Raw genomic sequence first — 25,854 nt, 5'->3', positions numbered from 1 at the left:
TAATATTTTGCATTATAAATATTACCTGATGAATTCAATATAGATCTAAAAAATGAAAAAAGCTTTCTACTTATTTTTAATATTAAATTGCAACTTTTGCTTCTCTCAATTTGCAATAGTGAATGATAAAGACGGATATGTAAATGTTCGCAGTTCAGCCAAAATAGCCAATAATATTACAGATAAACTTGATAATGGTTTTGTGGTCTATTATTACGAGCCTCAGGGAAATTGGGCAAATGTAGATTATCAAAAAAATGGAAAAGATTTACATGGCTATATTTACAAGGATAAGATAAGAGAGATAAGCAATTTTAAAAAGATTCCTTTAAAATCCAATAGCAACGGAAAAGCAATTCTGGCAGATAAAAATATTAAAATTGAATTTACCGAAACCAAATTTATTAAAGCAAATCATAAATTTAAGTTCCTTGATCAAAATTCAGATATTATTATTAAAATTGATAATCTGGATATATTTGGAACTGATGGCGGCATCCCTAAAAGAGAATATAAATCTATTGAGGTACAAATAAAAAACGAAAAAATAGAAATCCCTGCAAGTGCATTAAAAAACTTATTTGAGCCCAATCTGGAGTTATCAGAAGCGAATTACGATGAAGTAAATAATATTTTATACATTCAGGCATTAAATAGTGATGGCGCCGGAGGATATATAATATTATGGATTATAGAAGGCAATAAGTATAAAACAAGAGTTGAAGCTACTCCTTTTTAAAATTAACTTTTAAAAACTATGGTTCAAAAAATTCTATCTCTCATATTGCTACTTTTAAGTTTGAATGCTAAAAGTCAAAACGTTGAAGAGAGTATAGAAACTGAAGATCATTCAATTTCTGCTCAGCTTTACACAAAGTGTTTTGAGAATTTGAATCAAGGCTCTGAGGTTTTAGAAAAGTATCCTGCTTTTAAAGAGATGAAACCCTGTTCTCTTGCGTATTGTATGATGCTTTTGGCATACCAGGATAAAGAAATGCAACAAATTGGCGAAAATCGCTTAATAGGAATTGCAACACAACTCTATCACGAAGGAACTCCAGTGATATTAATTATGGGAATGGAAAGCTCTCTCGAAGCACAAAAGAGAAACCAAAATCTCGATGACGAAGATCACATCGTTTATATCAGCTATGGAGAATGCACAAATCCGGCATTTCTAACTAAAGCGGCTGACATTGTAAACAAGCAAACCAGAACATTAATTTATCAAAATAAATAATAATTTTCTTTGTAATTCATCTATTGAATATTTGTAATAAAAAAGTACTATTTTAGTATTCGCCAAAACAAAACTATATAAATGAAATATTCAGAGGAAATACAAAAACTACTTCCCCTAGGCTATCTTTACCTGGTAATATTAGGAATATTAAAAGAGAGTCTTTTTTATTATCAATTCGGAATTAATATTTTGAAATACTCTACTATTATGGATATATTAATTAGTCCAATTGCAGAGTTTACTTCGAACCCATTGACACTAGTATTTATAGTGTTACTTTTTGTTTTTCATTATTATTTGCCTAAAATATTGCAAAAGCATAAGGACAAAAAAACGTTCCAAAAAATGCTCGAGTTAAAATCTACAGAGGGATTATCTGAAGAGGCAGCTAAAAATTACTACATTTTTGTTTCTTTTAAAACATTTGCCATGATATTATTATCATTTTTCATTGGAACGGGCATTGGTAATGGCTATTTTGCTATGGAAAAGATTAAAAATGGTACAGCAAAATATAATTATAAGCTGAATTATAACAGTGGCGAATCAGAGCAAATTTATCTTATAAACTCCAATAGTATTTACTGTTTTTATATTCAGGAAAGAAGTAAAATTATTAAGATTGCACCCATTGCCGCCATAAAAAACATAGAGAAGGATTTGAAATTTGGATTCATCGCTCAATAAGAAGTTTTGTTTATAAATCAATTTAATACGCGTCATTATGAAGGATTTAAAAAAATATAGCAATAAAACAAAAGCTGCTTTTATTTTACTTATTGTGATGCTGATTATTTTGCTGGGGAATTTTAATACACTTCAAAATTCAAAAAATGTAAACGAAAATATTAATGCGATTTATAAGGATCGCTTGGTGGTGGCGCACTATATTTTTCAATATTCTAAAGAACTTCATTTTATAAAAGCCGAGGCTGAAAAACTTGATTTAAGTGATACTACTAAAAAAGATGAGATCATTCATACTTTAAACGTGATTCATAATATTGATGATTTGTATGCTAAAACTGTTTTAACGAATAAGGAAAAACAGTATTTTGATACCTTTTTAATTTCATGCAAAGAAATAAACAAACAGGTTGCAAGCAAAAATTGGAGTAAAATTGCCAGTCTGAGCCAAGATGCATTACTGACTTTAGAATCACTATCCAACATCCAGATTCAGGAAGGAAAAGCTAAATTGGCGAGTGCTAATGCTATGTACAGTAAAAACAATAGCCTTGGTCAACTGCAGATTTCCTTGCTTATCATTTTGGGCGGCATCACTTTTTATCTTTTAATTGTAAAGAAAATCAAAAGAAGCATCAAAATTCCTGAACCGCCCAGTATGAACTAGCTGATTTTATTTCAGTTTTCTATCTTCTTCGCTAATGGCCAGATCGTTTATACTAGCGTATCTTTTTTGCATAAGGCCATTTGCATCAAATTCCCAATTCTCATTTCCATAAGCCCTAAACCAATCTCCCTGAAGATTTTGATATTCATATTCAAATCGAACGGCTATTCGGTTTTCGGTATGTGCCCAATACTCTTTTTTAAGTTTGTAGTTTTTTTCTTTTTGCCATTTTTGAGTTAGAAAACGTATTATCTCTTCTCTTCCGTTTACAAACTGGTCTCTGTTTCTCCATTCGCTGTCTAACGTGTAGGCTTTTGAAACTCTTTCAGGATCCTGACTGTTCCAGGCATCTTCGGCCAACTGAATTTTTTGTATTGCTGTTTCATATGTGAAAGGAGGCAACGGTAGTTTTTGTTCCATTTTTTATGCAATTAAGTTTTGAATAATTTTTTTTGATTGTTCGATCAATTGATTGGATTTGAATAACTGACTTTCGATAATACAGCTTTCAAAAAGCAAATAAATATGATCTGCGAGAATCTCGTCATTTATAATATTTTTAAAATAGTTTCGTAGATCGAATTTATGGCTTTGAATTATACTTAGAATCTTTACATTGTCTGATGGGATTTCTGAAAGAATGTTTAGAAAACTACAACCTCTAAAATGCTCTTTCTGATTCATATCAATTAAAAAGTCGAAGGAGGCCAAAACTTTTGATCTTGAATCTTTTTCGGCTAAAGTGAAGTTTTCTAAGGCATTGAACCAAAAAGAATGTCTTTCATTCAAAAAAGCCACACATAAATCTTCTTTTGATTTAAAATGCTGGTAAAAACTTGCTTTCGCCACTTTTGCTTCTTCAATAATCTGATTGATACCCGTGGCATTGTATCCATTTTTATGGAATAAAATTGAAACTGTATCTAAAATTCGTTCTTTAGGTAACATTTGATGATCTTTTTAACTGAGACAAATGTAGATAATTATTTTTACATACAGACAAGTCTGTCTGTATAATTATTATTTCTATTTATTAATACAATTAGCCTTCTTTACGAAGAAGAATTTCTGCTTACTAAATCACCAATCTTTGTAGAGTTTCTTGCGAGAATTTCTCCTTCGTCGAAATTGACAAAATTGGGGTTTATTTGCGGAGCATGGTGCGTTTTCATCTTTGTCAAAGTTTAAAGATCTGCAATAATTAAACTCAAAAAAAAATCCAAATTCTAAAACTTATAAAGCTTCGGAATTTGGAATTTTTAAGATCTTGGAATTTAAAGCACTATCTGCTCCACTCTGTGATACTATCTTTATTTAATTTTACGTAATCCTGATTGTTAGCAGCCTCAGCAGCAGCAAGAGAAGCTTTAGCAGTTTCTACCGCTCCTTTTTTGTCTCCTTGTTTTGCCTGGATTTGTGCTTTTAATCTTAAGATAAAATATGGCTTTTCATTACTCATATCTAATGATTTATCTATATAAGTTCTGGCTGTTTCGATGTTTCCGTTTGATTGGAACAAATAAGTTGCAGCAGCAAAATAATCATTTGCACTTGGTCCGCCCAAAGCTTTTTCGATACTTGCGGTAGCAATTTTAGCTGTAGGAACTTCGAATTTTAAAGCTACATGAGAGTTTTCCCAAGCCATATCAAGATATCCAAAATTAGGATCAAGACCATTAATACCAATCGTAAAAGTCTCAAGCGGAGTTGGTAAGGCATCTTCTTTTACAGTAGTTCTTAGCGCCACATAAGCATCATTCCAGTTTTCTGGCAATCCCCAGTTATCTGTAGAAAGGTAAAAAATTACTTCCCAGCTTTCGATTTTAGGAATTGTATAAATTGCATATTTTCCTTTTTTTAATGTTTTACCATCAATTACTACATCGTCTCCAAAATTAATGATGGTATTTTCGTTGGCACCAGTTCTCCATAATTTACCAAATGGAACTAAATTTCCAAAAACCGCTCTGCCTCTGGCGCCCGGTCTTGAATAAGTAACTTCAACATCAGTTAATCCAACCGTTTGTTTGATATATCCTTTAGGACTCGCTTGTGGAGTTTTTATTTGCGCCTCGGTAGCAAAAGGAGCCAAAACGATGGCCAATGCAATAAGTAGTTTTTTCATTTTTAGAGTTTATTTGTTTTGTTCAAATTTACAAATTCAATTACCGAACAAATGTTAAATTTTCTATAATTCAACCCTTTAACTGTGATATTTTTTGAGCGTTTAGTTCCTCAAAATGGTTGATAATAATATCCGCTGTCGATAAATCCTGTAATTTAGAGTGATGGCTGTTGTATCCTACACAATAAATTCCGGCCGCTTTTGCTGCTTTAACACCATTTGTACTATCTTCGATAATAATACACTCTTCTTTTGGGGCTTTCGACAACGAAGCCGCATGAATAAAGATAGCCGGATTGGGTTTTGATTGTGGAAAATCTTCTCCACTAACTATATCCGTAAAATATGGGTGCAGATTGAATCTTGTAAAAACACGATCAATCGTAACTTTTGAAGCCGATGAAGCCAGAATCAACTGTATTCCGTTGGCATATAAATCTTTAATAAGATCTTCGACTCCTTCTAAAAGATACAAATCTTCTTTGGTATCGAAAGCATCATTAAAAATACTTCTTTTTCTTTGTATTAAATCTTCTACTTCGTGCTCAATTGCAGGAAAAAATCCTTTTAAGGTTTGAAACGTATTTCGGGTCGAAAATCCGGTAAACGAAGTATACATTTCTTCGGTTACTGTAATATCCAATTCTGAAAATTGCTTGTAGTAGGCATAACGATGAACGGGTTCAGTGTCTACAATTACACCATCCATATCGAAAATTACTGTTTTTATCATTCTTTTAAAGTTACTAAGTTTTTTTTTAAGGTACTAAGGTTCTGAGATACTTAGGCTCTAAGTTTTTTTTGATTTTAAAACTTAGCAACTTAGAACCTTAGTCTCTTAGTATCTTCGTTACTCTTTTTTAAGCAAATATCTAATCACAGTTTCGGCAACGTATAGACCAAATAAACCTGGCATATAACTATTGGTTCCGTAAAAAGATTTCTTGAAATTTTTTCCGTCGGTTAATTTTAAGCTTTTTTCATCTTGAATTTCAGAGGAGAAAACTACTTTTAGTTTATTTATTTTCTCTGCTTTAAGACGTCTTCTAATGGTTTTAGAAAAGTAGCAGTTGATGGTTTTTGAAATATCAGTCACTTTTACTTTGGAGGCCAGCATTTTCCCGCCTGCGCCCATACTGCTTATGATTTTTACTCTCTTTCGTTTCGCTGCAATAATCAGGTTCAATTTTGGCGTAATGCTGTCGATACAATCCAAAACATAATCAAACTCTGGAGAAACGATCTCAAAAGCTCTTTCAGGGGATAAAAATTCCTGTATACGCGTAAGTTTCAATTCAGGATTAATATCCATCAAACGATCTCCTACGATTGTAATTTTAGGTTGTCCAACAGTAGAATGTAAAGCAGGCAATTGTCTGTTGATGTTTGTAATATCTACTACATCCCCGTCTACAATTGTCATATTCCCTACTCCTGCTCTTGCCAAAAATTCAGCTGCAAATGATCCAACTCCTCCTAAACCCACCACCAAAACATTGGCGTTTTGTAAATTTTGTAATCCCTCTTTTGTAAATAAAAGCTCGGCTCTTTCTGTCCACTCTGCCATATCCTAAATTATTGTTTTTTTAGTTTAAATTGTTTCAAGTTTCAGGTTGTTGTCCTGAAAAACATTATTAAAATTGCTTGAGATAACCTTTTGCAATTCTGTGATTGTTATATTTTTATATTCTGCTGCTATAGCGTAAACCTGTTGAATTCCTTCTTCGATTGTATCGGTTTCCAAAAAGAAACGATCGTTCGGAATATTTTCAAAAACAGATTTTAAATCTGGATTTCTCAGTAAATATTTTCCAAATGAAAGATAAAATCCTGCCGTAATCAGCTGACTGGCGATTTGACTATTTTTCGAAAAACCATGAATAATCATCGGAACCGATATTTTCATTTTCTTTTTAATCGCAATTACTTCCTGAAAAGCGGCTACGCAATGTATCACAACCGGTTTTTTATATTTTTCGGACAAAGCCAATTGTTTTTCGAAAACCAAAATTTGCTGCTCAAACGGAACTTCAATTCGTTTGTCTAAACCACATTCTCCAATCGCCAGACAATTTTGAGTCTGTAATTTTTCTTCAATAATGCGTAAATCTTCATCAATTCGATCTTCTTTAATATACCATGGATGAATCCCGATAGAATAAAACGGAATCGATTCATCAAACTCATTTGGATATTGATTGACCATCTCCAATACATTGGATTGATTCGTAAATTGATGAGTATGAAAATTAAAGAATTCCATTAATGAAATGTTTTAACTCCGGCTTTTATTTCCACATTCAAATCATTTTCCAAAGGAACAAGCGGACAAGAATATTTGTGATTATACGCGCAATAAGGATTGTATGCCTGATTAAAATCGACTGCAATTGTATTTCCTTTCGGAATTTTCAAGTCGATATACCTTCCTCCTATATAACTTCCTTTTCCTGATGTTAAATCTGAAAAAGGCAAAAATAAATGATCTTTATATGCTGCCGTTTTTGAAAGTTCTATATTTCTGTATACATTAAGTTTAAGTGCAACTCCGTCTATCGTAAAATATAAAGTTCCGTATTTAATATATTTCGGGGTTCTTGTCCCTGTAGTTTTCATTTCGAAAACTTTTTCGTTTTGTGCTTTTTCAAATTTTGCATTCACAAAATAGTTGCTGTTTACAGGATAAAAATCTAAAGTCTTAAACGTTTTTAAATCTTCTTCCATCAACGGACTTGTTTTAGGATCAGCATATTCGGCATTAATCGTCTTCTGAAATTTTTCAGCTTCTTTTTGATCAAATTTATTTTGGCCAAAACAGAAATTTACAATCAGTAATATTAAAAAAGCAATACCGTTTTTCATCTTTTAAATTTTGAGCAAAAATAGTTTAAAAGTAACAAAGCAGCAACCGCTGATCCCTACAAAGTTTTGTAACTTTGTTGCAAATAACTTATTTATAATGCTCAAGACCGCTTTTAACCACTACATCAATAACTTTAAAGGATTTTCAAGAGAAATTTGGATACTTACAATTGTCACTTTTATAAATCGTGCCGGAACAATGGTGCTTCCTTTTTTATCAAAATATTTAAAGGAAGATCTTCAGTTTACTTATAATCAAGTCGGCTGGATTATGGTGGCTTTTGGTTTAGGATCGATGCTAGGTTCCTGGCTGGGAGGAAAATTATCTGATAAAATTGGTTTTTACAAAATCATGATTTTTAGTTTGTTTACCAGCGGTGTTTCCCTTTTCTTTATACAATATATTACCACATTTTGGGCATTGTGCATCGCAATGTTTGTTTTAATGACTATTGCAGATATGTTTCGTCCGGCCATGTTTGTTTCGTTGGGCGCTTATGCCAAACCAGAAAACAGAACAAGAGCCTTGACTTTAGTTCGTTTAGCAGTAAATTTAGGTTTTGCTGCCGGTCCTGCTTTAGGAGGTTTGATTATTATGGGAATTGGATATTCCGGTTTATTCTGGATTGATGGTGCATCTTGTATTATTTCGATTTCGATTTTTGCTTTATTGGTTAAGGAAAAGAAAAAAGTGGTTCATGAAGATAAGACGGAGAGTGCAGCAGAGATAAAGTCTGTTTTTCATGATAAAATCTTTTGGGTTTTCTTATTTGTAAGTTTTGTAACGGCTATGATTTTCTTTCAGCTTTTTACCACTTTACCTTTATATCATAATGAAAAATTTGGTTTAAGCGAATTTCAAACCGGATTATTAATGACATTAAACGGGCTTTTAATCTTTGCTCTGGAAATGCCAACTGTTGGTTTTATGGAGAGAAAAGGATTTGCAAAAATCAGGATTATTATTCTGGGATCGTTCATAATGGCATCAAGTTTCTTTTTATTATTAATTAATGTTTGGGCTGGAATGCTTGTAATTAGCATGATCTGCATTTCGATTGGGGAAATTTTGACCTTTCCGTTTTCGAATGCTTTCGCTTTAAGCCGCGCTCCCCGTGGTCAGGAAGGCCGCTATATGGCATTATATACCATGAGTTTTAGTTTGGCTCATATTATTAGCTCTAAAGTTGGTTTTGAAATTATTTCGAGATTAGGTTACCAAATCAACTGGCTGTTTATGGCTTCTATTGGAGTTATTGCAACGCTTTGTTGCTTATGGATTAGGAAGGCTTTGCTAAGAGAAAAGGTTTCTTAAGATTCTATTTTACTGGTTTACATTTATCTGGCAAATTTTACCGCAATCCCGATAGCTATCGGGAGCAAGGATCTACACAAAGTTCGCTAAGTTTAAGATCCTGAGTTTGTTTAAAAAAAAGTTCGCAAAGCTATTTCAACATAAGCTTTGCGAACTTTACGTTTATATAAAATCGTACATATAAAAACTTTGCGCACTTTGCGGTTAAATCTCTCTTTATTTTTCACCTTAAGAAATAGCCTGTTTTCATGTTCAAAATCTGTTCAAACGTAAATTTTAGTTAAATAACTATTTTTATAGTTGTGTAACTAAAAAAATAGTTGTAGGTTTGAATTAAAATTAAAAAACATGCAAAAGTTAACCAACAAGGAAGAGGAAATCATGCAAATTTTATGGAAACTTAAAAAAGCATTCGTAAAAGAAATACAGGCAGAGATTACTGAGGATCAACCACATTACAATACGCTATCGACAATTGTGCGTAATCTTGAAGAGAAAGGTTTTGTAGGTCATAATGCTTTTGGAAATACACATCAATATTATCCAATCGTTACTTTAGAAGCGTATAGCAAAAAATATATGAAGACTGCAATCGACAACTATTTTAATAGTTCGTATAAAAATATGGTTTCATTTTTTGCCAAAGAAGAAAAAATTTCGGCAGCAGAATTACGTGAAATCTTAGCTATGATTGAAACTCCAAAAGAAGAAAAATAGTCACTATGGAAGCATTTTTAATATTTATCGCAAAATCCGGTGGACTATTAGTTTTGTTTTATTGCGCTTATCATTTTTTACTGCGCAAAGAAACTTTTTTTAATAGTAACAGATGGTTTTTATTGGCTGGGTTATTTACATCAGTGCTTTTGCCGCTTATCGTTTATACCAAAATTATCTGGATAGATCCTGAGCCTGCGATAAATTTTAATCTTGCACAAATTAATACTATTCAGCCAATAGAGGAATCTTTTGAGATCAATTGGAATCATCTCTTAATTGCGATCTACAGCATTGGTCTTCTTATTTTTATATTGAAATTTTTGCTTGACTTTAGAAACTTAAATTCTGTTTTAAAAGGAAAAAAAATATACAGGCAGGCTGACTTTAAATTTATTGATACTACAGATAATATCGCTCCATTCTCTTATTTTGATTATATCGTTTACAATTCATCAATGTACACGGCTGTTGAATTAGAGAATATCATTGAACATGAAAAAGTGCACAGTTCGCAAAATCATACTGTAGATGTTCTGGTTGCAAGAGCATTTTGTATTCTTTTTTGGTTTAATCCAATTATCTGGCTTTACAAAAAAGCAATTACCCAAAATCTTGAATTTATTGCCGATAAAGTAGCTGCTCAAAAAATAATCGATAAAAAAGCGTATCAATACACGCTTTTAAAAATTACAACACACGAAAATTGTGTTGCCATCACCAATCATTTTTATCAATCATTAATCAAAAAACGAATCGTTATGTTAAACAAAAATCAATCAAAAAAAAGAAATTCCTGGAAATTTTGCGTTGTTGTTCCTGCACTTGTTGCTTTTGTTCTTTTATTTCAAGTTGAAACTATTGCACACGAAAAACCTCAAATTGTAACTGCAAATAACAATAATGAAGGAATTGATGTTTTTAAAATAACAAAAACAACAACAGATGAGGAATTTAATCAAAAAGTAAAAACGCTTAAAGAGAGTTTTGATATTACAGCTTCTTTTTCAAATTTAGAAAGAAACTCCAAAAATGAGCTGATTGCAATTACAGTTGAATTAAAAAAAGGAAACGAAATTGCCAAGCAAATGACAATAGAAGGCAATAATGCCATCAAAGCTTTTGCTATCATTATCTCTACGCTTGAAAACGGAAAGTTAACAGTCGATTTTAAAACTGATGAAACTTCGATTACCAATGAGAATATACAAGCTCTAAACAATTCAGCACTAGCCGGAGAAAAAGAAATTTTTATTAATGGTTCAAAAGCAACTGAAGAAGAATTGGCGAAATTAGATTCTAAGGAAATTGAAAGCATGGATGTTTCAAAAAAATCCGGTAAATCAACTATTAAAATCATCACCAAACATCTTACTAAACCACTTAAAATAAGTGACAAAGAAGTTTATATTAATGGTGTAAAATCAGACCAAAAAGAATTGTCTCATCTGGATCAAAACACAATTGAAAGTGTCGATGTAAATACGGAAGGAAATACAATTGGAATCACTACCAAAACGATTACAAGTAATAGTGATTCTAAAACAAATACTGTTATAACATTTTCAGGTCAACAGGAAAAACCTATTGTTTTTATTAACGGTAAACTTACCAGTTCTGATTTTGACATGAATGATGTTGATCCTAAAAAGATTGGCAGTATGAATGTTTTAAAAGGACAACATGCAACCGAAAAATATGGTTCTGATGGAAAAAATGGTGTGATAGAGATCACTACAAAAAATCCAACAGACAAAGATGGAAGCGAAAAGAGGGTGTATAGAGGATATCCAACCGTTAATACTTTCAGTATCTCATCATCAACTACAGATACAAAAACAAAAGCGAAAGCGAAACAATTAATCATTGTTGACGGCGTAATCGTTAAAGATAAAAGTATGAATGATCTAAATTCTTTAGACATTGAAAAAATGGAAATCTATAAGGGGACTGAAGCTATCGCAAAATACGGAGAGAAAGCAAAAGATGGTGTAATTGTAATCACAACCAGAAAATAATGCTGATGCTATTCAAAATTTAATTCGCTAATCATGCAAAAGTTAACCAATAAAGAAGAAGAAATCATGCAAATTTTATGGAAGCTAAAAAAAGCTTTCGTAAAAGAAATACAAGCAGAGATTACTGAAGATCAGCCGCATTACAATACGCTGTCGACAATTGTACGCAATCTTGAAGAAAAAGGTTTTGTAGGGCATAATGCTTTTGGCAATACACATCAGTATTATCCAATAATTACGCTGGAAGTATATGGTAAAAAGTATATGAATACCGCGATAGACAACTATTTTAATAGCTCTTATAAAAATATGGTTTCTTTTTTTGCTAAAGAAGAAAAAATTTCGGCAGCAGAATTACGAGAAATCTTAGCTATGATAGAAACTCCTCAAGAAGTACAATAATCGTTATGGAAACATTTTTCATTTATATCGCAAAATCCAGCGGATTGCTAGTTTTGTTTTACTTTGCTTATTACTTTTTATTGCGCAAAGAAACATTTTTTAATAGCAGCAGATATTTTTTATTAGCCGGATTAATTACTTCGGTAGGTTTACCTTTTATGGTTTACACGAAAACGGTCTGGATCGAGCCTGCTCCTGTTGAAGATTTCATAGTCACTGAAAATAGTAACGCCGTTCCTGCTTTGCATTACACTCAATTTCCGGTTACTCACCATATTCAAAATGAATCATTTGATATCAATTGGAATTACGTACTACTGGCTATTTACATAATTGGTTTTGTAGCTTTAGTAATAAAGTTTGCCATTGACTTTTATAGTTTAAGTACAGTTTTAAAAGGTAAAAAAGTACAGCAACAAGCTGATTTTAAATTTGTAGATATTAACGAAAACATTGCTCCATTTTCTTATTTTGATTATATCGTTTACAACTCATCAATGTTTACGCCATCAGAATTAGAGAATATTATTGAACACGAAAAAGTACACAGCGATCAAAATCATACTGTAGATGTATTGATATCGAGAGTTTTTTGCGTACTGTTTTGGTTCAATCCCATAATTTGGTTGTATAAAAAAGCAATTCTGCAAAATCTTGAGTTCATTGCAGATAGCGAAGCGGCCAAAAAAATATCCGACAAAAAAGCGTATCAATACACGCTTTTAAAAATTACAACACACGAAAATTGTGTTGCCATTACCAATCATTTTTATCAATCATTAATCAAAAAACGAATTGTCATGTTAAACAAAAATCAATCAAAAAAACGAAATTACTGGAAGTATTACGCTATTATTCCGGCACTTGTAGCTTTTGTGCTTTTATTTCAAATTAAAACAATCGCACAAGAAAAAGAACGTAAAGAACGAAAAGAAGTTACTGAGAAAGAAAATCAAACAGATGTTTACAAGATTAAAAAATCAACAACAGATCAGGAATTAAAAGAAATAGTACAGAAAGTAAAACAAAACCATAATGTTGATGTTGTAATATCTGATGTGAAAAGAAATTCAGCTAACGAATTAATAGCTATTAAAGTCGATATCAAAAAAGGAACAGGTGAAGCACAAAATTTTCAGGTAGAAGGAGATAAAGCAATTAAAAATTGCGGTATTGTAATTACTACGGAAGATAACGGTTCCAAGAAAATCAATTTATTTGCTGATGATGATATTGACAGCCCGATAGCTAATGGAAATTACGTTGCAGAAGTTAGACAGTATAATGATCATGGAATGACTGCTCCACCAGTTCCGCCTACACCACCGTCAACAGCGTCATTACCAATTGCACCTATTGCTCCTACAGCACCTGTATTGCCAAAAGAATTAAATATTCCGCCTCCACCAAATATGTCAAGCTTGCCAAAACCTCCTGTAGCACCAAAAAATCCCGAGGATAAAGTTGCTATGAAAAATTTCGAAAAAAAGATGGAGGAGTTCAATAAAAAAATGAATGTTATTGAACCACAAATGGCTGCTTATCAAAAACAAGTAGAGGGAATCATGGCAAAACGTGAACTTGGATATGATAAAGAAATGGAAAAGTTCGAAATTGCAATGGGAAAATTTGAAGTAGAAATGGACAAATATAGCGCCATTATCGAAAAGCAATTTGGAGCTGAATTTGAAAAAAAGATGGAGCAATTTGAAAAAGACATGAAAGTGTATGAGAAAAACATGAAAGAGCATGAAAAAGATTTTAGAAGAATAGAAAAAGAAAGCAAAAAATCTTAAGCAAAAAATATCCTAAATCATACATGAAAAACTCATTTTTTATTCTATCCCTTCTATTCGTTTTTAATTTAACGTTTGGTCAAAAAAGTGAAGATCAATTAACCGAGCAAAAAATTGACAAATACATTAAAGAAGTAATCGAAATAAATGAAATTCCGGGAGTTGCATTGGGCGTTGTAAAAAATGGTAAGGTTATATATGAGAAATATTTTGGAAAAGCTTCTTTCGAAGATAATAAAGCAGTGGATAAAAACACTGCTTTTAAACTTTTCTCGACAACAAAGCTTATTACGAATGTTGGCGTGTTTCAGCTTATCGAAAAAGGCAAACTATCACTAGAAGATCCTATTTCTAAATACCTGAACAATCTGCCTAACGAATGGCAAACGATTCAAGTCAAAAATCTATTATCACATTCCTCTGGCTTGCCTAATATTGTTATGTTCGAAGACATAAAGATTACAATGCCTTTTGATGAAAAATTGGCGATTTTATCTCAAAAACCAATGGAATTTACAACAGGAAAACAGTACAGGTACAATCAAACAAATTATCTGTTTCTAACCAAAATTATTGAGAAAATTACCGGTTTAAGTTTTGAAGATTACATTTTGCAAAATCAGTTTCCTGCAATACAATCCGGAGTTTATTTTTCGTCGAATTTTGGAGAAAACAGACCTAATAGTGCTTCCCGTTATAATTATAATAATATAAGTAATAAATATATAAGAAGTACTTCAAACTTTGGTTATGATGCCCATTCTGCCAATGGTTTAAACATCACTTTGCAGGAGTTTTTGCGCTGGAATGAAAATCTGGATAAAAATGTTTATCTCAAAAAAGAAGCTAAATATTCGATGTGGGAGCCTTTTAAATACACAAATAATACAGATCGTTTTGCTTACGGCTGGGAAATTGTTCCTGTAAATAAAATTCTTTCTTACGGATTTACCGGAGGTAATGAAACTGCTTTTCGAAAATTCATTAATAATGATTTGACTATTATATTTTTATCTAATGGACATAAATACTCTAATTTATATGTTCAGAGTCAAGTTATTAATCATGTTGCATCACTTGTAGACAAAACGTTAACAGATGATTACTATCTTGCCGGCGAAAAAATAAACCAGGATTTTTTGAAACTGGAATTCGCAAAAGCAGAACAAAATTATTTAGCGGTAAAAAAAACTCATCCTGATTGGGATTTTGAATATCGTCTTAATATTATTGGTTATACCTTATTGGATCACGGAAGAGTAAAGGACGGAATAAAAGTTTTAGAATTGAATACAATAGAAAATCCAAAATCCGGAAATGCATTTGATAGTTTGGCTGATGGTTATTTTAGAAACAATCAGTTCGAAATTTCAAAAGAAAATTATAAAAAGTCACTGGAACTAAAACCTGATAATGCTAACGCAAAAGAAATGCTGGCGAAAATCGATAAGCTTCTGGAAAAGAAATCATAAACCTTACAATAACAGAAATCACTCAAAAAAGACTTTGCCCAACCGCAAGGTCTTTTTTTATATCTTTGCAAAAATTAAAATGCCATGTATAAAATTTTAGCCAAAATTAATAAAGTCCTTTTACCAAGTTTTACTAAACAAGGTTTAGACATTTCGAAAGCAAAAAAATGGCAAATGGCTATTATTGGTTATCGTGCCTTTGTTACGAAACGTGCTTTAGAATAATCAAAACATTCCTTTACAAACGGTTGATCATAATTTTCAACAGTGCCCTCCTGAAATAGAAATGTTTTTTTTTAATACATTTCTTATTTCTTCAATTATTTCTAATGAAAAATAAAGATTTTAACATCCCTCCTATTTACGCCGTTCTTTTAGCGATCATAAGCGTACAATGCGGAGCAGCAATTGCTAAAAGTTTATTCCCCGCAATTGGAGCAGCCGGAACAGCCTCTATACGTATCGGCGTATCAGCTATAATTTTATTATTGGCTTATCGGCCAAATCTAAAAGCAATTACAACAAAGCAATGGAAAATAGTCATTCCTTATGGTTTGTGTTTAGGCGCTATGAATTTGGTTTTTTATTTGGCAATAGAAAGAATTTCTATAGGATTAGCTGTTACGATCGAATTTATAGGTCCTTTGTTGGTAGCTATAGTGGGTTCAAAGCGCTTGATTGATTATTGCTGGGTACTATTAGCGGCAATTGGTATCGCCTTAATCGCTCCGTGGACAAATGCAGGTATCGATCTTTTAGGGGTTTTCTTTGCAATTTTGGCTGGTGCTTTATGGGCAACCTACATTGTTTTGGGAGGAAAGATTTCTCAAATCATGAATGGCGGCCAGGCAGTATCAACCGGAATGTTATTTGCCGCAATTTTAATCCTGCCTTTTGGTTTTTACGAAAACGGACTGGCACATCTTACGCCAAAACTTTTAAGTATGGGTGTGGCTTTGGCCCTTTTGTCAAGCGCAATTCCTTTTACACTTGAAATGAAAGCTTTAGGACAGCTTCCGCCAAGAACTTTTAGTATTTTAATGAGTCTGGAACCTGCAGCAGCTTCTATTTGTGCTTTTATATTCTTGCAGGAAAAACTTAATATTTATGAAATTATAGCAGTATTTTGCGTTGTTATTGCTTCAGCTGGATCGACATTAACGGCTAAAAAATAACTGTCAAACTTATAAAAATTAAAATTCCAAATTCCAATTTAAAAGTTGGAATTTGGAATTTTTAAATTTGGAGTTTTAAGCTAATATTACATTTTAGGTAACAAAACTGTATCTACCACATGAATTACACCATTAGATTGATTTACATCTGCAATTGTAACTTTAGATTTGTTTCCGCTTTCGTCACTAATGTATAAATCTTTTCCTTGCATCCAGGCAGTAAGAGTTCCGCCACTAACTGTTTTAAGAGTCGCTTTTCCTTTTCCTGCTTTTATTGCTTTAGCAATATCAGAAGCATTCATTTTTCCAGCAACAACATGATAGGTCAAGATCGTTTGCAACATTTTTTTGTTTTCTGGTTTCAATAATGTTGCAACAGTTCCTGCTGGTAATTTGTCAAACGCAGCATTTGTTGGGGCAAAAACGGTGAATGGTCCTTTACTTTGTAATGTTTCTACTAAATCAGCAGCTTTTACAGCAGCTACAAGTGTAGTGTGATCTTTTGAGTTAACTGCATTTTCTACAATATTTTTATTTGGGTACATTGCAGCTCCACCAACCATTACAGTTTTTTGCGCAAATGATGTAAATCCAAATCCTAATGCGAAGATGGCTACGGCTAAAAATTTTCTAGTTTTCATGATTAAATATTTTTAAGTTATAAGCTCATTTACGGGGTAATATTTGTTTTGGTTTTATAAAATCCTTAAAAAAGTTTAAAAAACATTGAAATATCTTCAAATTACGCTGTAAAACAAGCTTTTAATCCCAAAAATTATTTTCTACTATTTTTAATTTCAGATTAACTTGTATGTGAATTTTATTGTTAACTTTAGTAAATAAATTTATCTTTTATGGAAAATCTACCTAAAAAAATCAGAAGCAAAAAGTTAAGTACAAGAGTCGATTTAACCGCTATGGTAAGTGTTTCTTTTTTATTGATTATCTTTTTTATGGTAACCATCGAGTTGTCTAAACCAAAAGTTGTTGATTTAAGTTTGCCAGATAACGATTGGACATGCGGTAGATGGATCAGTTGTGGTGGTGGCGAAAGAACTGTTGTTTTATTATTAGGAAGTAATAATAAATTAATATCCTATATGGGTTTTATAGAAAATCCGATGGCTCCTGTCAAAGAAATTAGTTATGGTAAAGATGGTATTAGAAAAGAACTTTTATCACGAAATAAAAATATGCTTGAATATTCAGCCAAATTAGGAAAACCAGGAAGAGGAATTACTGTTATTATTAAGCCAAGCAAAGAATCTAATTATAAAAATTTAGTCGATATTCTGGACGAAATGGCAATTGCCAAAATTGATACTTATGCAATTGTAAATGATTTTACGCCAGAAGAATCAAACTTATTAGCGGCAAAATAAAGTTCTAATTAATCCAATTAATTTCATCTGTCATGCAAAATCTACCCAAAAAAGTAAGAAGTAAAAAGTTAAGTACAAGAGTTGATCTAACCGCAATGGTGAGTGTTTCTTTCTTGTTGATTATCTTTTTTATGGTTACCATTGAGCTGGCTAAACCAAAAGTTTTAGAATATGGAATGTATCGGGATTGTGATGATTGCGGTGAGTATTTTGGTTCTCGCCACATAGATGAAAATCGCATATTGACAATATTACTAGACGAAAATGACGAAATAGTAACTTATTCAGGACTAATAAATTTCCCCATTGAAACCCCTAAAAAAGTCAATTATAATAAAAATGGCATTCGAAAAGAATTAATTAGAAAAAGTCAAATTGTACTTAAATATTCTAAAAACTTAGGGAAACCTAAAAATGGATTAATTGTAATTATTAAACCAACCCAAAAGTCTAATTATGGAAATCTAGTTAATATTTTAGATGAAATGAAGATACTAAATATTCAGAACTACAGCATTTTAAATGAATTTACTTCTGAAGAAGAAAAATTATTAGCATCAAGATAAATATTTTTAAAAACGACTGTCCTAGCCCACATAGAAGGAAAAATCCTTTTGTGCCGGTCCCGATAGCTATCGGGAACCGCAAAAGATTGGAATGATAGCTGGAAACTGCTCCTAAAGAAGAACTTTAAATTATTAAATTCCAAATTCCAATAGAAACGCGCTTCGACTTCGCTCAGCGTGACAACTTAAAACAAAAAATTGCATAAAAAAAGTCCCACATTTCTGTGGGACTTTTTGTTTTGAATTAAATTGTTATTTCTTGATAAATTTCATATTCGAACTTCCTTTATCTGACATTACTTTTATAAAGTAATTACCGGTTCTAAGCCTTGAAACATCGATATTAGAGACTGTTTTTGCATTTGGAACCGCAATAACCAATTGTCCCAAAATATTATAAATAGCTAACGATTGTATTTCTATATCCTGATTAGTATTTATATTCAAAATATCATTTGTAGGGTTTGGATATAAAGAAAAGTAATTCGAGAACTCAAAATCCTGAGTTCCTAATGTTTTAAATGTAGAAGTCGCTTTATTGGTTAAGATAGGGAAATTATAGTCAAAATAAATATTCGCATCATTAGTAAATGAATCACCTACTTTTAAGGTTGGTTTTGTTTTAATTTTAAAGGCGACATAACCGTCATTATTGGCATCATCAAAAGGAAGATTAATATTTTCGAAAATGAATTCTACTTTATTTTCTTCTGAAATTTTAGTTATAAAGGAATGACTTGAACTTGTTGGAATAAGTGTTGTTATATCGAATTTATTTAAATCGATCATATCTTTTACTACAATATTCTGAGCTTTATAAGTTCCTGTATTTTCAAAACGAATCATATAATGAACATATTCGCCAATTAAATCGGGGGTAATTACGTCACCTTCAAGACATGTTTTATCGTTTGGATCTTGAGAAGCTACTACAATTTGATTTAAAGCAAAAGTATTATCTAAAGGGGTTTCATCTGTATCCTGAGATGTAACCGTTGTTGTGAATTTTAAAATGTCCCCTGCATTTACCGCAGGAGTTTCCGTTGGTTTGTTTACACTTATAGTAAATAAAATTTCTTTACTTTCGAAAGGTTTCAAATTACTAAAATTCCATTCTATATTATCAGCTTTTTGACTTGCTAATGATGTGTTTGAAGAAATGTAATCTAAAATATTATCATCAAATTTCAGATTAATAGAACCTGATAGTTCAACATTTCCTTTGTTTTTATAAACAATTTTATACATTGCCTCAAAACCAGGTCTTGCCGGTTCTAAGGGGAGTAAAACGATTTCTAAATCCGGATGAATTCCATTTGCTGTTATGCAAAAATTTTGAGCAACTGGGCTTGTTTTAGCAGGAAAAGTTAGTGTAGCCACTGTGGGAGAAATATTAAAATAGGTAGGTTTTTCTAAAATCGGAGTTATATTATGATTTCCTGCCTGAACCGGAATAGAATAATTTCCTGAGGCATTTGCAATAAAATTTCCATTTGTTATACCGTTTGCAATTTTAAAGTTTAGATATGGATAAACAATGTCCAAAGCATCACATCCATTTTTGTTCATATCCAAACGAGTATTACCCTGAATAACATAAAAAGTACCTCCTGGAACAAAAGTGCAATAAGAATTTACGTTACAAGTAGCTGAATAACCATATTGATCAATTTTACTCTGCACTAAGGCCAGATCTTCTTCGTCTGCGCAAACGTACACTATATCATTGTTTTGAAAATCTAAGGTAGTCCATCTTAAATTATTATTTTTAATGAATAAACTTTTTAATTCATTATTTTGACAACTCAAACCCTGCATCTTAGATAAAGTTGAAAGATTCAAACTTGTTAATTTATTATATTCACAAGATAAAAATTCTAAATTAGTTAAATTCGAAATATTTAAACTCGGTAAATTATTATTAAAACACCTTAAATCTGTCAAAGCAGTTAAACCTGAAAGATCCAATTCAGCCAATTGATTTTGATAACAATGTAAGTTTGTCAAATTTGAGCAACGTGTGGTATTTAAATTTATTAATTCATTATTCGTACAAAACAAAGCTTGCAGCCTTATTAAATTGGAAACATTTAAACTTGATAGTTTATTATAATCACATTTAATTTCTTGCAAATTGTTACATCCTAAGACACTTAAATTAGATAATTTATTAAAAAAGCAACTTAATTTAAGTAAATTAACACAGCCAGATACATCTAAATTTGATAGTAAATTAGAGTAGCAATCCAAACGTTCTAATTTAACTAAATTCAAAACATTCAAACTTGACAATAGATTATTGTTACAATAGATTTCTCTTAAATTATTTAAACCTGAAGTATCTAAACTAGATAATTTATTATTTGGACAATATAAAGTTCTTAAATTAGTCAAACCCAAAACATTCAAACTTGTCAACTGATTGTCATTACAGTGTAATTCTTGCAAACTATTTAAACCCGAAACGTTAACACTTAATAATTGACTAGATCTGCAATTTAAACCCTTTAAATTAACTAAAGCCGAAACATTTAAGTCTGTTAATTTGCTAACGCCACAACTCAAATAAATAAGATTTGTAAAATTCTCAATTCCACTTAAATCACTAATTGATGTACCGCTTACATCTAATCTTTTTATAGCTAGTGCTTCGCTAACTTCGATTTCACCATTATTATTGGTATCTATTGGTTGATAAGATGAAACTGACCAAATACCATTAACATCAATATAAAGCGGTGTTTGTGTAGATGCAATTGTATTATTAGAATTTGCAGCCAACAACTTAGCTTTAAAATTATCGTCAGGAAAATTAATAACCTGCGCATTCAAACCATTAAAAAAATATAAAAACAAAACCAAAGAGTAGATTTTTTTCATAAAGTGGTATTTTCAAACAAAAATAACTTTTTATGATTATAACAGAACTTTTTTTGTTAAAATATATTAAAACCAAAAGTATAAAGCAAAAAAAAGTCCCACATTGCTGTGGGACTTTCTATATTTAGATAAACTTAAGAATTATTTTTTCTCAGTTTTTTCCATTTTAGCTTTCAATGCAGCTAATACATCATTGTTATCTCCTAAAGTTGCAGCTGGTGCATTTGTAGAAGAGTTAGATGAAGTATTTTCAGTTGCAGCTTTCACGTTTTTCTCTTCTTCTTCACGGAAGATAGCAGTGTGAGAAGCAACTACTCTTTTGAATTCTTTGTTGAATTCGATTACTTTGAAATCAGCAGTATCACCTTTTTTCAATTTCTTTCCGTCTTCTTTTTCAAGGTGACGAGTAGGAATGAAAGCAACGATATCATCTCCGAATTCTACAGTAGCTCCTTTGTCAACGATTTCAGAAATTTCACCATTGTGGATAGTTCCTACAGCGAAAGAATCTTCGTATTGATCCCAAGGATTAGCAGTAGTTTGTTTGTGACCTAAAGATAATTTACGTCCTTCAACATCTAATTCTAATACAACTACATCAAGTTTCTCACCAACATTTACAAATTCAGATGGGTGTTTGATTTTCTTAGTCCAAGATAAGTCAGAGATGTAAATTAATCCATCAATTCCTTCTTCTAATTCTACGAAAATACCAAAGTTTGTAAAGTTTCTAACGATACCTGTATGTTTAGAACCTACTGGGTATTTAGAAGTAATATCAGTCCATGGATCTTGAGTCAATTGTTTGATACCTAATGACATTTTACGGTCATCTCTATCTAAAGTTAAGATAACAGCCTCAACAACATCTCCAACTTTTACGAAATCCTGAGCAGAACGTAAATGAGTTGACCATGACATTTCAGAAACGTGGATTAAACCTTCAACACCTTCAGCAACTTCGATAAATGCACCGTAATCAGCGATTACAACTACTTTACCTTTTACTTTATCACCAATAGTTAAATTAGCATCTAAAGCATCCCATGGGTGAGCGTTTAATTGTTTCAATCCTAATTGAATTCTTGTTTTCTCATCATCGAAATCAAGGATTACAACGTTTAATTTTTGGTCTAATTCAAGAACTTCACTTGGGTGGTTGATTCTACTCCAAGAAAGGTCAGTAATGTGAATTAATCCGTCAACACCACCTAAGTCAATGAACACACCATAAGAAGTAATGTTTTTAACAACACCTTCTAATACTTGTCCTTTTTGTAATTGACCGATGATTTCTTTTTTCTGTACTTCGATATCAGCTTCGATAAGCGCTTTATGAGATACAACAACGTTTTTGAATTCGTGGTTAATTTTTACCACTTTGAATTCCATCATTTTGTTTACATATACATCGTAGTCTCTAATTGGCTTAACGTCAATTTGAGAACCAGGTAAGAAAGCTTCAATTCCGAAAACGTCAACGATCATACCACCTTTAGTTCTGCATTTTACAAAACCATTAACGATTTCTCCTGTTTCGTTTGCAGAAATAACTCTATCCCATGATTTAATAGTACGTGCTTTTCTGTGAGATAATACTAATTGACCTGTTTTGTCCTCACGGATGTCGATTAATACTTCTACTTTGTCACCAACTTTTAAGTTTGGGTTGTAACGGAATTCGTTTAAAGAAATAACACCTTCCGATTTTGCGTTGATATCAACGATAACGTCTCTATCTGTAATTCTAACAACTACACCTTCAACTACTTCTTCTTGGTCTGTAGCGATGAAAGTTTTTGATACTAAGTCTTCGAATTCTTGTAAGTTTTTCTCATCTACTGCATCGATACCTTCTTCGAAGTTATGCCAGTTAAAATTTGCTAAAAACTCTTCTTGTGATTTTAATTGTTCAGACATGCTGATAAAAAATTTGTATTCTGCTTTTCTTGAGTTTCACAAAGCGATAGAAAAAACAGAAGTTGTTTTACATAAATAGTTGATACCTAAAGGAAACTCTTCTCTGCCAAAAGGTTTGCAAAATTAATACATTTATTTGTAATAGCAAAACATTTCTAAATGATTATCAGTGTATTGTTCAGAAGCAGCAAATTTAAGGATTTTCAAGACCTCAAGTCCAGCTTTCACTCCTATCTTTTATGGTGAACCCCACCATAAAAGGATATCCACTCTATCGGGGCTCTAGATTAGAGGTGTTGCGCTTTTAAGAAATTTTGATTTCAAAATCTATAATTCTCTTGCAAAACTTTAAAACTTCAATTAAGGTTTAAAGTTTAGAGAATGAGCTTTTTTCCTTTAATAGTTAATCTACAAAATAATAAATAAGCCCTAAAACTAAAACACAAAATAAAACAGCCAAAATTCTAATTAAATTTCTTTGGCGATAGTCAATATTATAAGTTTTAGGATCAATATAATGATTCGAGAAAACAATAGGATCTACCGTAATATCAGGTCTATAATGGGCAACTCCCAGTAAAAAAGTTCTGATTAACTCTAAACGGTTGGCATAAAACATTACAAAAAAATGCCTTCCTAGAAAAGCATCATTATGAATTGCTACCTTATTATCAATCAAAACCGGCCAATAAAACTGATCGTAAAAAGATTTAAAAGGCGTTGTCGATATAACATCATATTTAGTAGATTCGAAAACATCCTCCGGTTTTTCTCTTTTAGCAAAACTACTCCAGGGCAAATCCTTAATAACTCTTTTATTAAATGTGTTTAAATATCTAATTCCTCTTTCATCGATTATAGTTGTGGTAGACATTTTTTTTCTTGAATAAATCACTAATGCAACTATACCGGATAATGCAATTAGAAATATAAAAAACAGAATTACTGTTGCTATTACGTTCAATCCAAGATCTTGAGGAGAACTCATGATAACATATAGTAATCCTATAAGAAAGAACAATACAAAAAACACCCAAAATATGCCAAAGATAACATTCAGAAACAATATTGGTTTTGAACTAACAGCCTTAAAAGTTGGAATTGAATTGTGTTTATTTTGCATATTATACTATTGACATATAAAATCAAATATACATATAAAATAAAAATCCCGTTTTCAATACAATCGAAAACGGGATTTTAAATATATATTAATGACTCAAACTCTCTATTTCTTTTGGATCATGTTTATGTTTGAATAAAATAGCAAAAGCAATCGCAATGACCAAAGCATAAGCTGCAAACGACAACCAGATCGTATGCCAGTCTTTCATTAAAATAGGATTTGAAAATATTCCATCAGTAGAAATTGAATTCCCCTGGCCTTTTACAAAATCCAACATTTTAGAATTTGTACTATCTGTTTCTAAAAATCCGGCTAATTCTGTAGTATTACTAAATGACTTTGTGAAGAAGCGATCAATTGCCCAACCCGAAGTCAAACTTCCTAAAACCGCTCCTACTCCATTGGTCATCATCATAAACAACCCTTGTGCAGACGAACGTATTTTAGAATCTGTATTACTTTCTACGAATAACGAACCTGAAATATTAAAGAAATCAAATGCCATTCCGTAAACGATACAAGACAATATAATCATCCATAATCCGGTTACCGGATCTCCAAACGCAAATAATCCAAAACGTAAAACCCAAGCCAACATACTAATCAACATTACCTGTTTGATTCCAAAACGTCTTAAGAAAAACGGAATCGCCAAAATAAATAAAGTTTCAGATACCTGAGAGATCGACATAATAATAGTCGAATATTTAATTACGAAAGAATCGGCATATTTAGGAAAATGTTTGAATTCATCCAAAAATACATCTCCGTAAGCATTTGTTAATTGTAATGCACCTCCTAAAAACATAGAAAACACAAAAAACAAAGCCATTTTATAATTTCCAAAAAGCTTAAAAGCTTCTAAACCTAAAGTTTCTGTCAATGTAGCATCTTCTTTCGTAAGGCGCTGTGGCTTACATTTTGGCAAGGTAAAAGCATAAATTCCAAGAATTAAGGCTCCAACCCCGGCAATGTAAAATTGATATTCAGTTGCTTTACTTCCACTTAAATTAGTAATCCACATGGCAGCAATAAAACCAATAGTTCCCCAAACACGAATGGGTGGGAAATCTTTTACTATATTTTTATTATTTAATTTTAGCGAAGTATATGATATCGAATTACTTAACGCAATTGTTGGCATATAACAGCACATTGCAGCAAACATTACATATATAAAATTATCCGGTGTCGTTACTTGTGCAATACCAAATAAAACCACAGCATAAAATATATGCAGTAATCCGTACAATTTTTCAGCATTTACCCATCTGTCTGCAATGATTCCGGTAAGTGTGGGCATAAATAAAGAAGCAATTCCCATGGTTCCGAAGACAAGACCAAATTGGGTTCCTTCCCAATTTTTAGTTCCAAACCAATAATTTCCAATTGTTATAAGCCAGGCTCCCCAAACAAAAAATTGAAGAAAGCTCATTATAATCAACCTGTTTTTAATTCCCATATGATGAAATTGTCTTTTTAGTAAAAATGAAGTGGTAAA

General features: G+C 31.7%; 26 protein-coding genes. 14 read left to right on the top strand and 12 right to left on the bottom strand.

Translation table 11 applies throughout. The features are described from left to right. Positions 1-52: 52 nt before the first annotated feature. The 4 genes from FLP_RS10550 (at position 53) to FLP_RS10535 (ending at position 2,597) form a co-directional block, all read left to right on the top strand. A complete protein-coding gene (locus tag FLP_RS10550; protein WP_123921666.1) occupies positions 53-739 on the top strand; it encodes an SH3 domain-containing protein in 687 nt (228 codons plus the stop codon). 18 nt (positions 740-757) lie between these two features. Continuing rightward, positions 758-1,240 carry a hypothetical protein gene (locus tag FLP_RS10545; RefSeq protein ID WP_065449484.1) on the top strand — a complete coding sequence of 161 codons (483 nt, stop codon included), beginning with the start codon at positions 758-760 and terminating at the stop codon, positions 1,238-1,240. 81 nt (positions 1,241-1,321) lie between these two features. Then, the gene (locus FLP_RS10540; RefSeq protein WP_065449483.1) at positions 1,322-1,930 is read left to right on the top strand and encodes a hypothetical protein; all 609 of its coding nucleotides are present in this window, start codon (positions 1,322-1,324) and stop codon (positions 1,928-1,930) included. 37 nt (positions 1,931-1,967) lie between these two features. Beyond that, the gene (locus FLP_RS10535) at positions 1,968-2,597 is read left to right on the top strand and encodes an MCP four helix bundle domain-containing protein (RefSeq protein ID WP_065449482.1); all 630 of its coding nucleotides are present in this window, start codon (positions 1,968-1,970) and stop codon (positions 2,595-2,597) included. Positions 2,598-2,603: 6 nt separating this feature from the next. Here FLP_RS10535 and FLP_RS10530 read toward each other — a convergent pair whose 3' ends face one another. The 7 genes from FLP_RS10530 to FLP_RS10500 form a co-directional block, all read right to left on the bottom strand. Next, a complete protein-coding gene (locus FLP_RS10530; RefSeq protein ID WP_065449481.1) occupies positions 2,604-3,017 on the bottom strand; it encodes a nuclear transport factor 2 family protein in 414 nt (137 codons plus the stop codon). Positions 3,018-3,020: 3 nt separating this feature from the next. Then, positions 3,021-3,545: a TetR/AcrR family transcriptional regulator gene (locus FLP_RS10525; RefSeq protein WP_065449480.1), complete on the bottom strand. Its 525-nt coding sequence runs from the start codon at positions 3,543-3,545 to the stop codon at positions 3,021-3,023. A 334-nt stretch (positions 3,546-3,879) separates the two neighbouring features. Then, a complete protein-coding gene (locus FLP_RS10520; protein ID WP_065449479.1) occupies positions 3,880-4,722 on the bottom strand; it encodes a DUF2911 domain-containing protein in 843 nt (280 codons plus the stop codon). A gap of 70 nt (positions 4,723-4,792) precedes the next feature. Next, complete coding sequence (locus FLP_RS10515; RefSeq protein ID WP_065449478.1) at positions 4,793-5,455, bottom strand: HAD family hydrolase; 663 nt, start codon at positions 5,453-5,455, stop codon at positions 4,793-4,795. Between the two features lie 117 nt (positions 5,456-5,572). Continuing rightward, entirely contained in the window at positions 5,573-6,289 is a 717-nt protein-coding gene (locus FLP_RS10510) for a tRNA threonylcarbamoyladenosine dehydratase (RefSeq protein WP_065449477.1), read from the bottom strand. A 24-nt stretch (positions 6,290-6,313) separates the two neighbouring features. Continuing rightward, positions 6,314-6,985, bottom strand: a complete 672-nt coding sequence (locus tag FLP_RS10505; RefSeq protein ID WP_065449476.1) for a TatD family hydrolase — start codon at positions 6,983-6,985, stop codon at positions 6,314-6,316. Further along, positions 6,985-7,584, bottom strand: coding sequence for a DUF1684 domain-containing protein (locus FLP_RS10500; RefSeq protein ID WP_065449475.1), 600 nt, complete (start codon positions 7,582-7,584; stop codon positions 6,985-6,987). The genes FLP_RS10505 and FLP_RS10500 overlap by 1 nt, the downstream gene beginning before the upstream one ends. A 97-nt stretch (positions 7,585-7,681) precedes the next feature. Here FLP_RS10500 and FLP_RS10495 point away from each other — a divergent pair, with 97 nt between their 5' ends. The 8 genes from FLP_RS10495 to FLP_RS10460 all read left to right on the top strand — a co-directional run bounded on the left by FLP_RS10495 (position 7,682) and on the right by FLP_RS10460 (position 16,479). Further along, positions 7,682-8,899, top strand: coding sequence for an MDR family MFS transporter (locus FLP_RS10495; protein WP_065449474.1), 1,218 nt, complete (start codon positions 7,682-7,684; stop codon positions 8,897-8,899). A 348-nt stretch (positions 8,900-9,247) separates the two neighbouring features. Beyond that, positions 9,248-9,616: a BlaI/MecI/CopY family transcriptional regulator gene (locus FLP_RS10490; protein ID WP_065449473.1), complete on the top strand. Its 369-nt coding sequence runs from the start codon at positions 9,248-9,250 to the stop codon at positions 9,614-9,616. Positions 9,617-9,621: 5 nt separating this feature from the next. Then, positions 9,622-11,634, top strand: a complete 2,013-nt coding sequence (locus FLP_RS10485; RefSeq protein ID WP_065449472.1) for a M56 family metallopeptidase — start codon at positions 9,622-9,624, stop codon at positions 11,632-11,634. A gap of 33 nt (positions 11,635-11,667) precedes the next feature. After that, a complete protein-coding gene (locus FLP_RS10480; protein WP_065449471.1) occupies positions 11,668-12,036 on the top strand; it encodes a BlaI/MecI/CopY family transcriptional regulator in 369 nt (122 codons plus the stop codon). Positions 12,037-12,041: 5 nt separating this feature from the next. Beyond that, positions 12,042-13,832: a M56 family metallopeptidase gene (locus FLP_RS10475; RefSeq protein WP_065449470.1), complete on the top strand. Its 1,791-nt coding sequence runs from the start codon at positions 12,042-12,044 to the stop codon at positions 13,830-13,832. 23 nt (positions 13,833-13,855) lie between these two features. Then, entirely contained in the window at positions 13,856-15,304 is a 1,449-nt protein-coding gene (locus tag FLP_RS10470) for a serine hydrolase domain-containing protein (protein WP_065449469.1), read from the top strand. Positions 15,305-15,388: 84 nt separating this feature from the next. Then, entirely contained in the window at positions 15,389-15,529 is a 141-nt protein-coding gene (locus FLP_RS10465; protein WP_041518154.1) for a hypothetical protein, read from the top strand. Positions 15,530-15,633: 104 nt separating this feature from the next. Next, on the top strand, positions 15,634-16,479 hold the full coding sequence (locus FLP_RS10460; RefSeq protein WP_065449468.1) for an EamA family transporter: 846 nt from the start codon (positions 15,634-15,636) through the stop codon (positions 16,477-16,479). An 86-nt stretch (positions 16,480-16,565) separates the two neighbouring features. Here the strand turns inward: FLP_RS10460 and FLP_RS10455 are convergent, their stop codons facing one another. Then, positions 16,566-17,120: a fasciclin domain-containing protein gene (locus FLP_RS10455; RefSeq protein ID WP_065449467.1), complete on the bottom strand. Its 555-nt coding sequence runs from the start codon at positions 17,118-17,120 to the stop codon at positions 16,566-16,568. A 213-nt stretch (positions 17,121-17,333) separates the two neighbouring features. Here FLP_RS10455 and FLP_RS10450 point away from each other — a divergent pair, with 213 nt between their 5' ends. Next, a complete protein-coding gene (locus FLP_RS10450) occupies positions 17,334-17,861 on the top strand; it encodes an ExbD/TolR family protein (RefSeq protein WP_065449466.1) in 528 nt (175 codons plus the stop codon). 32 nt (positions 17,862-17,893) lie between these two features. Then, a complete protein-coding gene (locus FLP_RS10445) occupies positions 17,894-18,427 on the top strand; it encodes a biopolymer transporter ExbD (protein WP_065449465.1) in 534 nt (177 codons plus the stop codon). 252 nt (positions 18,428-18,679) lie between these two features. On the opposite strand, the gene FLP_RS10440 is transcribed toward FLP_RS10445, so the two are convergent. The 4 genes from FLP_RS10440 to FLP_RS10425 form a co-directional block, all read right to left on the bottom strand. Next, entirely contained in the window at positions 18,680-21,307 is a 2,628-nt protein-coding gene (locus FLP_RS10440; protein ID WP_065449464.1) for a DUF7619 domain-containing protein, read from the bottom strand. 141 nt (positions 21,308-21,448) lie between these two features. After that, positions 21,449-23,227, bottom strand: coding sequence for a 30S ribosomal protein S1 (rpsA, locus tag FLP_RS10435; RefSeq protein WP_056253708.1), 1,779 nt, complete (start codon positions 23,225-23,227; stop codon positions 21,449-21,451). Between the two features lie 403 nt (positions 23,228-23,630). Beyond that, entirely contained in the window at positions 23,631-24,350 is a 720-nt protein-coding gene (locus FLP_RS10430) for a hypothetical protein (protein ID WP_123921665.1), read from the bottom strand. Between the two features lie 88 nt (positions 24,351-24,438). Then, positions 24,439-25,815 (bottom strand): nucleoside permease, encoded by a 1,377-nt coding sequence (locus FLP_RS10425; protein WP_065449462.1) that lies wholly within the window; start codon positions 25,813-25,815, stop codon positions 24,439-24,441. Positions 25,816-25,854 lie beyond the last annotated feature (39 nt).

It is taken from the genome of Flavobacterium piscis (genome assembly GCF_001686925.1).
GTDB lineage: Bacteria > Bacteroidota > Bacteroidia > Flavobacteriales > Flavobacteriaceae > Flavobacterium > Flavobacterium piscis.
The sequence above is the reverse complement of the archived record's forward strand: the minus strand, read 5'-3'. Positions and strand labels throughout refer to the sequence as shown.